8 protein-coding genes are annotated in these 9,658 nt (G+C 60.6%); 1 reads left to right on the top strand and 7 read right to left on the bottom strand.

Going from position 1 to position 9,658, the window contains the following annotated elements; translation table 11 throughout:
- Positions 1-75: 75 nt before the first annotated feature.
- Positions 76-1,128, top strand: coding sequence for a threonine aldolase family protein (locus tag QSK43_RS18185; protein ID WP_332304626.1), 1,053 nt, complete (start codon positions 76-78; stop codon positions 1,126-1,128).
- A gap of 36 nt (positions 1,129-1,164) precedes the next feature.
- Here QSK43_RS18185 and QSK43_RS18180 read toward each other — a convergent pair whose 3' ends face one another.
- The 7 genes from QSK43_RS18180 to kdpF form a co-directional block, all read right to left on the bottom strand.
- The gene (locus tag QSK43_RS18180; protein WP_045020849.1) at positions 1,165-1,854 is read right to left on the bottom strand and encodes a response regulator transcription factor; all 690 of its coding nucleotides are present in this window, start codon (positions 1,852-1,854) and stop codon (positions 1,165-1,167) included.
- A gap of 60 nt (positions 1,855-1,914) precedes the next feature.
- Complete coding sequence (locus QSK43_RS18175) at positions 1,915-4,617, bottom strand: sensor histidine kinase KdpD (protein WP_332304625.1); 2,703 nt, start codon at positions 4,615-4,617, stop codon at positions 1,915-1,917.
- A gap of 62 nt (positions 4,618-4,679) precedes the next feature.
- Complete coding sequence (kdpC, locus tag QSK43_RS18170) at positions 4,680-5,246, bottom strand: potassium-transporting ATPase subunit KdpC (RefSeq protein WP_332304624.1); 567 nt, start codon at positions 5,244-5,246, stop codon at positions 4,680-4,682.
- Between the two features lie 12 nt (positions 5,247-5,258).
- Positions 5,259-7,343, bottom strand: coding sequence for a potassium-transporting ATPase subunit KdpB (gene kdpB / locus QSK43_RS18165; protein WP_332304623.1), 2,085 nt, complete (start codon positions 7,341-7,343; stop codon positions 5,259-5,261).
- 44 nt (positions 7,344-7,387) lie between these two features.
- On the bottom strand, positions 7,388-7,552 hold the full coding sequence (locus QSK43_RS18160) for a hypothetical protein (RefSeq protein WP_332304622.1): 165 nt from the start codon (positions 7,550-7,552) through the stop codon (positions 7,388-7,390).
- Positions 7,553-7,561: 9 nt separating this feature from the next.
- Positions 7,562-9,265 carry a potassium-transporting ATPase subunit KdpA gene (kdpA, locus tag QSK43_RS18155; RefSeq protein ID WP_332304621.1) on the bottom strand — a complete coding sequence of 568 codons (1,704 nt, stop codon included), beginning with the start codon at positions 9,263-9,265 and terminating at the stop codon, positions 7,562-7,564.
- A gap of 133 nt (positions 9,266-9,398) precedes the next feature.
- Entirely contained in the window at positions 9,399-9,488 is a 90-nt protein-coding gene (gene kdpF, locus QSK43_RS18150) for a K(+)-transporting ATPase subunit F (RefSeq protein ID WP_006313429.1), read from the bottom strand.
- Positions 9,489-9,658: the final 170 nt, after the last annotated feature.

Here is a 9,658-nt window from a genome sequence, read left to right as displayed (position 1 = left end):
GTCCTAGAACTTTGCCGAACATCGTCCCCGTGCATTCGCAAACTCAGAACCCCAGCCATCGGAAAGCCTTCAGAGATGTTTTTTGCTTCAGACAATTGGGCTGGCGCCCACCCTGCCGTCAACGAACGGCTTTCGCGGGAATCCACCCGGTTTGCCGCCGCTTACGGCAGCAGCGCACTCGATCTTTCCATCGAAGCCCGCTTTAATGAGATATTCGAACGCGAAGTGGCGGTGTTTTTCGTCGCAACGGGCACGGCGGCCAATTCGCTTTCGCTGGCAAGTATCGCCCGCCCCGGCGGCCTGACCTTCTGTCACTCCGAAGCCCATGTGATCGAGGATGAGTGCGGTGCACCGGATTTCTTCAGCGGCATGCGTATGGTCGCCGTGGAGGGACCGAACGGCAAGATGCTGCCGGAAAACCTGATCGAACGTATTGCGCGCTATCCGCAGGATGCGGTTCACCATGGACGTGCCGCAGCCATCACCATGACGCAGGCGACCGAAGCCGGCACGGTCTATACGCTCGATGAAATCGACGCCATCGCCAAAATCGCCAGGGAGAACGGCCTGCCGCTGCACATGGACGGCGCGCGTTTTGCCAACGCGCTTGCCGCGCTCGGCGCAACGCCTGCCGAAATGACCTGGAAACGCGGTGTCGACGTCCTGTCTTTCGGCGGCACGAAAAACGGTTGCTGGTGCGCGGAAGCGATCGTGTTTTTCGATCCTGCGCTCGCCAAAGACTTCGCCTTCCTGCGCAAGCGTACCGCCCAGCTTTTTTCGAAGTCGCGCTTCATCGCCGCGCAATTCGAAGCCTATTTGCAGGACGATCTCTGGATGGGTCTCGCAAATCACGCCAATGCCATGGCCACCCGGCTGCGCGCCGGTTTCGCCTCGCTCAACAGCGCGCGTTTAGCATGGCCGACCACGGCGAACGAGGTTTTCGCCATTCTGCCGAAGGCCGCAGCCGAGGCGGCAACGGCAAAAGGCGCGAAATTCTACGATTGGCTGGTGCCGCGTGATATGCCCGAAAAGGTCGGCAAGGACGAGGTGCTGATCCGTATGGTCACCAGCTTTGCGACGACAGAAGCCGATGTGGACGAATTCCTGTCGATCTGCGCCGCCGTCTGACGAAACCTCTGCGGGCGTCGTATTAAAACGACGCCCTCAAACGTCCTGCAACCGGTAACCGACACCGGTTTCCGTCAGGATGTAGCGCGGTTGATCCGGGGTCTTCTCGATCTTCTGGCGAAGCTGGCGCACGTAGACCCGCAAATATTGCACGTCGGTCAGTTCATCCCACGCATGCTCCAGCAGGAAACGGTGCGTCAGCACCTTGCCCGCATGCTGCACCAGAACCCTGAGGATGTCATATTCCTTGGGCGAAAGTTTTACCTCCCTGTCCTCCACCTTGACGATGCGCCTGACGAGATCGACCGACAGGTCGCCGGTCTGGAACACCGGCCTTTCGCCTTGGCTTTGAAGGCGATGGCGCAGGGCGACGCGGATGCGGGCGACGAGTTCGTTCATGCCGAAAGGCTTGGTGATATAATCGTCGGCCCCCAGCTCCAGTGCCTTGACGATGCCCGCTTCGTCCGTTCGGCTGGAAAGGATGATGACCGGCAGGGCCAGCCCCTCCCCCCGCCACTTCGCCAGAAGATCATGGCCCGACATATCCGGCAGGCCGAGATCGAGAACCGCGAGATCGGGCTTGTCCTCGTTCATCAGTTCCATCGCGACCCTGGCATTCATCGCCTCGCTGACCGCATATCCTTGAGTCGACAAACCTACCCGCAAAAGCTTGCGGATCGGCGGTTCGTCGTCAACGATCAGAATGCGAACGGCGGAACTGGTCATTCCGGATCTCCTTCAGCGGCATGGCGAAACGCGTGAACGGTTGTCGTCTGGAATCGCGCCCTAATCATGATCTAGCACAGGCGCCTCGGCGGGAACCGGCAAGCTTATGGTAAATTGTGCGCCTGAGCGATCCGGCCTGTTTTCCGCCCGGATCGACCCGCCCATGGCCTCAACGAACCCCTTGCAGATGGACAGCCCGAGACCTGTCCCGGCCTGCACATGATCTGTCTTGCGCACCCTGTAAAAACTGTCGAAAACCCGCTGCGTATCGTCGGGGGGAATGCCCGGCCCCTCATCCGCAACGGACAGGAAGACATGCCTGCCCAGCCGCCACCCGCGAATGTCAATTGCGGTGTGTTCGGGCGCATATTTGGCTGCATTGTCGATGAGATTGAACAGCACCTGTTCGAACAGCACCGGATCGACCTTCAGCATCGGCAGGTCAGAGGGAATATCCAGAGCGATCTCGTGCCTCACAATGATTTTTGCCGCGCGTGAAAGTGCTGTCCCGATCATATCGCCGACGAAATGCAACCCGTAATTCGGCTCCATCGCGCCCGAACCGATCCGCGTCATGTCGAGCAGGTTGGAGATGAAGCGGTTCAGCCGTTCGGATTCCTCGACGATGGTTGAAAGCAGCTCGGTACGTGCGTCGGGTGGAATATCGTCGGCAAAATCCTTGAGCGTTCCTGCGGAGCCGAGAATAGCGGCGAGCGGCGTCTTGAGATCATGGGATATGGAGGTCAAAAGCGCCGTGCGCAGCCTATCGGTTTCTGCGGCCAGCTTCGCCCGGTCGACATCCGAGACGAGCTGGATGCGCTCGATCGCGAGTGCCGCCTGATCGGACAGCGCATCGAACATACGCTGCTGCTCCGGCGTGAGAAGCGGGCCGAGCCGGTCGTCGTCCAGCCCCACGACACCCACAGCACCGCTGCCGGTGCGCAGCGGCAGATAAAGACGCTTGGCGCCAGGAAGAGTGTCGGCGCCCCGGCCCGCGGCTTTGTCGTGTTCCCAGGCCCATTGGGCAGCCGCAATATCCGCATCCACCAGCGTATCATCCGGGGGATAACCTGCCTTGACCGCTATCGTATTGTTTTCCGGCAGCAGCAGAACGACCCGGACATTCAGCATCGAAGCCATCTGGAAAGCGGTTGCCCACAACACGTCGTCCAACGTGCCGGTGCCAGCCAGCTTTTTGGAAAAAAGATACAGGTCCTCGGTAATTCGCGCCCTTGCCCGCGCGGACGCCGCCTGCCGCTGCACGGCGACCGTCAGATTGGAGGCTACCAACGCCACGCCGAAATAAAACAGCAGGGCAACGACACTATCCGGCGCGCTCACCGTCAGCGTGTAGCGCGGCTCCAGAAAGAAGAAGTTGAACGCAACAGCGCCGAGCACCGAGGCATAAAGCGCCGGCCCCAACCCACCGCGCACGGCGGCGGCCAGAACCGCCATCAGGAAGACGAGCGCCAGATTTTGAACGTCGAGCGTCTGATCGAGCACGATGCCGGCCACGATCGCCAGTCCGACGAACAGGGTGCTGTTGAGATAAGCCCGCAGGGACCGGCGCGACGGCGGCGACGCAAGCTTTGCACTCTGCGCCGGCTTTTCCTCGCTCTTGTCGCCGGAAATGACATGCACGCTGATGTCGCCGGCGTGGTCGATCAGATCATGCGTCAAAGAACGCTGCAAGATCCGCTGCCACCACGATTTTCTTGGGCGGCCGATGATGATGTGGGTGAAATTGTTGGCATTGGCATAGGAGATGATTTCGCGCGTCAGGTCGAGCGCGGGCAAGGTCACGGTCTCGCCGCCGAGCTGCTGGGCAAGCCGCATGGTGCTGGCCAACCGGTCCTTGTCCGCTTCCGATAATTGCTGCGAGCGGGGCGTATCCAGATGCAGCGCCGTCCATGGCGCGCGCAGGCGATCCGCCTGCCTTCGGGCATAACGCACCAGGCCGGGGCCGTTGCCGCCATGGTCGAGACAGACCAGCACCCTGTCTCCCGCAGCCCATGGGCCAGAAATGGCATGTGACTGCATGTGGTTGAGCAATTGCTCGTCGACCCGCTGGGCGGTGCGCCGCAGCGCAAGCTCACGCAGCGCCGTCAGATTGCCGCGCGAAAAATAGTTCTCGATGGCGCGCCGCGCGGTGCGGGGCATATAGACCTTGCCGTCCTGCAGGCGCTTTATCAGATCGTCGGGGGTAATATCGATGATTTCGACATCGTCGGCACGGTCGATGATGCTGTCCGGCACCGTTTCCCGCACGCGGATACGGGTGATCTGCGCCACCACATCATTGAGGCTTTCGACATGCTGGATGTTCAGCGTCGTATAGACGTCGATGCCCTGCGCCAGAATTTCCTGAACATCCATATAGCGCTTGGGATGGCGGCTACCGGCGGCATTGGTATGTGCGAGTTCATCGACCAGAACCAGAGAGGGGCGGCGAGCGAGAATGGCGTCGAGGTCCATCTCTTCCAGCACCTGACCGCGATAATCGATGCGCCTGCGCGCAATGATTTCGAAGCCCTGCACCAGCATTTCGGTTTCCTTGCGGCCATGCGTTTCCACGACACCGATAATGGTGTCAACGCCATCCGCAAGCTTTGCCCGGCCGGACATCAGCATTTCATAGGTTTTGCCGACACCAGGCGCTGCGCCCAGAAAGATCTTCAGCCGGCCGCGCGCTTCGCGCCGGGCGTTTTCCAGCAGCGCATCCGGCGACGGTCTGCTCGGCATATCGCGATTATCGTCAGGCATGGAACCGATCACCAGTCGTCAGGGCTATGGCGCTTCTTGAAAAACGCCATAGCCATTTCAGTTTACGAGCCGGCCGCGTCAAGGGCCATGTTGAGCGCCAGCACGTTTACGACGGGTTCGCCCATGAAACCGAGTTCCGGTCCCTCGACATGGGCGTCAACGATGGCGCGCAGCGACGCCTCATCAATGCCCCTTGCCCTGGCGACGCGCGACACCTGAAAATAGGCGGCCTGCGGCGAAACATGCGGATCGAGACCGCTGCCGGACGCCGTCACAAGATCGGCAGGAACCTCGGCTACGGGATTTTCGGCCTTTGCAGCCTCGTAGTCATGCTTCACCCGGTCGATGAGCTTGGCGCTCGTCGGCCCGAGGTTGGAGCCGGAAGACGAAGCGGCATTGTAGCCGTCACCGGCGGCGGAGGGTCTGCCATGGAAATACTTTTCGCCGGTGAAGGACTGCCCGATCAATTGCGACCCGATAACGGTGCCGCCCTTTTTGACGAGGCTGCCATTTGCCTGAAAGGGAAAGATCGCCTGCGCGAGGCCCGTCATGCCCAGAGGATAGGCAAGGCCGGTGATGACGGTGGTGGCGAGGATCAAGACCAGTGCCGGACGTAGCTGTTTCAACATTTTCTTTACTCCTCAGACGAGACCGAGCGCCGTGATGGCAAGGTCGATGGCCTTGATACCGATGAAGGGCACGATGATGCCGCCGAAACCATAGATGACCAGATTGCGCGACAGCAGCGCCCCGGCACCGATAGGGCGATATTTGACGCCCTTCAGTGATAGCGGGATGAGTGCGACGATGATGAGCGCGTTGAAGATGATGGCGGAGAGGATCGCGCTTTGCGGCGTCGAAAGGCCCATGACGTTCAGCACGCCAAGTTGCGGATAGAGGGTCAAAAACATCGCCGGGATGATGGCGAAATATTTGGCGATGTCGTTGGCGATGGAGAATGTGGTCAGCGCGCCGCGGGTCATCAGCAATTGCTTGCCGATTTCGACGATCTCGATGAGTTTGGTCGGGTCGCTGTCGAGATCGATCATATTACCGGCTTCACGCGCCGCGACGGTGCCGGTGTTCATGGCAACGCCGACATCCGCCTGCGCCAGCGCCGGAGCGTCGTTCGTGCCATCGCCGCACATGGCAACGAGTTTGCCCTTGGCCTGTTCCTCGCGGATGAGGTCCAGCTTGTTTTCCGGCGTCGCCTGGGCGAGGAAATCGTCCACACCGGCCTCGGCCGCAATGGCGGCAGCCGTCATCGGATTGTCGCCGGTGATCATCACCGTGCGAATGCCCATGCGGCGAAGCTCCGCGAAGCGCTCGCGAATGCCGCCCTTGACGATGTCTTTCAGCTGCACGACGCCGAGCAGCTTTCCGTCCCGCACGACGGCGAGCGGTGTGCCGCCGGTCTTGGCGATCTCTTCCGCAATCATGCGGATGTCGCGCGTGGCATCCGTTTCGTTTTTAACGGCAAGCGCCGCATTACCGTGTTGCGCAACGCCGCCATCGACATAGGAAAGAACCGCATCGACAGCGCCTTTGCGAATGGAGGCGCCTTCGAAATCCACCCCGCTCATGCGGGTCTGGGCAGTGAAGGGCACGAAAGTGGCGTGCAGTTTCTGCATGTCGCGGGCGCGGATACCGTATTTTTCCTTCGCGAGAACGACGATGGAACGGCCTTCCGGTGTTTCGTCGGCAAGCGATGCAAGCTGCGCCGCATCGGCCAGATCCTGTTCGGACACGCCGGTGACGGGGCGGAATTCGGTTGCCTGCCGGTTGCCGAGCGTGATGGTGCCGGTCTTGTCGAGCAGAAGCGTATCGACGTCACCGGCAGCTTCCACGGCGCGGCCCGACATGGCAAGCACGTTGAAGCGCACCAGCCTGTCCATGCCGGCAATGCCGATGGCCGACAGAAGAGCACCGATCGTCGTCGGGATAAGCGTCACGAACAGCGCCACCAGCACGATGATCGGGATCGAGCCGCCGGCATAGGCCGCGAAACTCGGAATGGTCGCGGTGGCCAGAACGAAGATCAGCGTCATGCCCGCGAGCAGAATGTTGAGCGCGATCTCGTTCGGCGTCTTCTGGCGTTCAGCGCCTTCGACGAGCGAAATCATCCGGTCGAGGAAGGTGGAGCCGGCAGCGGCGGTGATGCGAACCCTTATCCAGTCCGACAGAACCTGCGTGCCGCCGGTGACGGCCGAGCGGTCACCGCCGGATTCGCGGATGACGGGGGCGGATTCGCCGGTTATCGCCGCCTCGTTGACGGAGGCAACACCTTCGATGACCTCGCCGTCGGAGGGAATGATATCTCCGGCCTCGACCAGGACGACGTCGTTCACCTTCAGACTTGTGCCCGCGACCATCTTATACTGGCTGCGATCATCGCCGGTCAAAAGTTTCGCCTGGGTTTCCGTGCGGGCTTTGCGCAGCGAATCCGCCTGCGCCTTGCCGCGCCCTTCGGCGACGGCCTCGGCGAAATTGGCAAACAGCACGGTGAACCATAACCAGAGATTGATCTGGAAGGAAAAACCGAGATTTGCGCTGCCGATGATGAGATCGCGAATGAACAGCACGGTCGTCAGCACCGATACCGTCGCCACGACGAACATGACCGGGTTGCGCGCAAGGGTGCGCGGATTGAGCTTTTTGAATGCGTCGGCAATGGCCGGCACGAGAATGCGAGAATCGAGGATGCTCGCTTGTTTGGACTGGCTCATGAAGAGGCTCCAGTGTTTGAAACAGGGCGACCGATGAGGGTCGATCAGCCCGTGAGAACTTCGAGAGCGCAGACGGCGGCGAACAGAGCCGCCATCATCGCAAGAATGAGATTGGATGCGCACCAGCCGCCGGGACCGGCGCTCCTGTTGACAGGAGCACCGGTGCGGACAGGAAGGATGCGGTTGCGTCGGGGATTGTCTCTGGTCATGGCGCCACCTCAGAAAACCTGACCTGCGGCCATCACCAGATGTTCCACGACCGGACCGAGCGCCAGAGCCGGCAGGAAAGTAAGACCGCCGACGATGAGGATCGTGCCGACGAGCAGACCGACAAAGAGCGGACCATCCGTTGGGAAGGTGCCGGCCGATGCCGGAACCGTCTTCTTGGCAACCAGCGAACCGGCAATCGCCAGTGCGGGAATGATGACCAGAAAACGCCCCATCAACATGGCAAGGCCAAGGGTGATGTTGTACCAGGGGGTATTGCCCGTAAGCCCGCCGAAGGCTGAACCGTTATTGGCAGCCGCCGACGTATAGGCATAGAGGATCTCGGAAAATCCGTGCGGTCCGGCCGTGCCGACCGACGCGACCGCCGAGGGCAGAATGGTGGCCGTGGCGGTGAAGGCAAGCATGGCGAGCGGCAGGCAGAGAATGGCCAGAACCGCCATCTTCATTTCCTTGGCTTCGATCTTCTTGCCGAGATATTCCGGTGTGCGCCCGACCATCAGCCCCGCCACGAAGATGGCGATGATGATGAACAGGAGAATACCGTAGAAACCCGCACCGACGCCGCCGACGATCACCTCGCCCAGCTGCATGTTAATGAGCGGAATGAGACCGCCGAGCGCCGTGAAGCTGCCATGCATGGCGTTGACCGCGCCGCAGGATGCAGCAGTGGTGATGACCGCAAAGAGCGACGAGAGCGCCACGCCGAAACGAGCCTCCTTGCCTTCCATGTTACCGCCGGCAAGACCGAAGCTGTGCATCAGCGGATTTCCGGCCGCTTCAGCCCAGTAGGTGACCGCAACGCCGGCGATGAACAGAACGCCCATGGCGGCAAGGATCGCCCAGCCCTGACGGGCATTGCCGACCATACGGCCAAAGACGTTGGTGAAGGCAGCACCGATCGCGAAGATCGACACCATCTGGATCATGTTGGAGATGGCATCAGGGTTCTCGAACGGATGCGCGGAATTGGCGTTGAAGAAGCCGCCACCATTGGTGCCGAGCATCTTGATCGCCAGCTGCGATGCGACGGGGCCGACAGCAATCGTCTGTCGCGCGCCTTCCAATGTCTGCGCCGACACATAAGCGCCCAGCGTCTGCGGCACGCCGAGCCATACGTAAACCAGGGTCAGCACGATGCAGATAGGCAAGAGCACGTAGAGCGTCGCGCGGACCATATCCACCCAGAAATTGCCGATGGCCTTGCCGGAGGCACGCGCGAAGGCGCGGATAAGCCCGATGGCAATCGCCATGCCGGTCGCGGCGGAAACGAAATTCTGTACAGTGAAACCGGCCATCTGGGTCAGATAGGACATGGTGCTTTCGCCGCCATAGTTCTGCCAGTTGGTGTTGGTGACGAAGCTGACTGCCGTGTTGAAGGAAAGCTCCGGCTCGACTGCCGCCATCCCTTGCGGATTATACGGCAGCGCGCCCTGAAAGCGCATCAGGGCATAAAGCAGGGCAAAACCGAAGAGGTTGAAGAGGAGCATGGAAACCGCATAGGTCGTCCAGTGCTGCTCTTCGCGTTCGCTTGTCCCGGCAAGGGCATAAAGGCCGCGCTCGACGGGGACGAGAACCGGCGAAAGCAGGGTGCGTTCGCCGCTAAAGACACGCGCCATATAGAAGCCAAGCGGCTTCACCAGCGCGACAACGATCCCGCAGAAAAGCAGGACCTGAAACCATCCATTGAGGGTCATGGTATTGAACTTTCAATAAAGCATCGGACCGAAAAGTGTCATGCGGTTTTCGGAAAATACGATGCTCAGACAGAAAGAGAGAGCGACGGATCCGGAACCGGTTTTCTCCGCCGCTCAAACGGCCGCTTCCCGATCAGAAGCGTTCGGGGCGAATGAGAGCATATGTGAGATAGGCGGCGACAAAGACGGTGACAGCACCGCTCAAAACATAGTCGAATATCATCGCAGCCTCCCCTTAAAGCCGGTCGCAGGCGCGCGTATAGGCAAAGCAGAGTGCGAAAAACACCATGGCCGCGCCGATCAGAATAATGTCCATCATCGATGGGGACTCCCTTTTGAACCGAGGAGCCGGACAGGAAGAAAAGCGCCGTCATGTGGGACGTCGCTTTTCAT

The organism is Rhizobium sp. GR12, assembly GCF_036596185.1.
GTDB lineage: Bacteria > Pseudomonadota > Alphaproteobacteria > Rhizobiales > Rhizobiaceae > Agrobacterium > Agrobacterium nepotum.
Note: the sequence above shows the minus strand (reverse complement) of the source record. Positions and strands in the feature narration are given on the sequence as shown.

Excerpts from the sequence above, each read along its gene's own strand:
- QSK43_RS18175 (WP_332304625.1), bottom strand. The coding sequence starts at position 4,617 with ATGCCTGACGATAATCGCGATATGCCGAGCAGACCGTCGCCGGATGCG.
- kdpB (WP_332304623.1), bottom strand. The coding sequence starts at position 7,343 with ATGAGCCAGTCCAAACAAGCGAGCATCCTCGATTCTCGCATTCTCGTG.
- kdpA (WP_332304621.1), bottom strand. The coding sequence starts at position 9,265 with ATGACCCTCAATGGATGGTTTCAGGTCCTGCTTTTCTGCGGGATCGTT.
- kdpC (WP_332304624.1), bottom strand. The coding sequence starts at position 5,246 with ATGTTGAAACAGCTACGTCCGGCACTGGTCTTGATCCTCGCCACCACC.
- QSK43_RS18185 (WP_332304626.1), top strand. The coding sequence starts at position 76 with ATGTTTTTTGCTTCAGACAATTGGGCTGGCGCCCACCCTGCCGTCAAC.
- QSK43_RS18160 (WP_332304622.1), bottom strand. The coding sequence starts at position 7,552 with ATGACCAGAGACAATCCCCGACGCAACCGCATCCTTCCTGTCCGCACC.
- QSK43_RS18180 (WP_045020849.1), bottom strand. The coding sequence starts at position 1,854 with ATGACCAGTTCCGCCGTTCGCATTCTGATCGTTGACGACGAACCGCCG.
- kdpF (WP_006313429.1), bottom strand. The coding sequence starts at position 9,488 with ATGATATTCGACTATGTTTTGAGCGGTGCTGTCACCGTCTTTGTCGCC.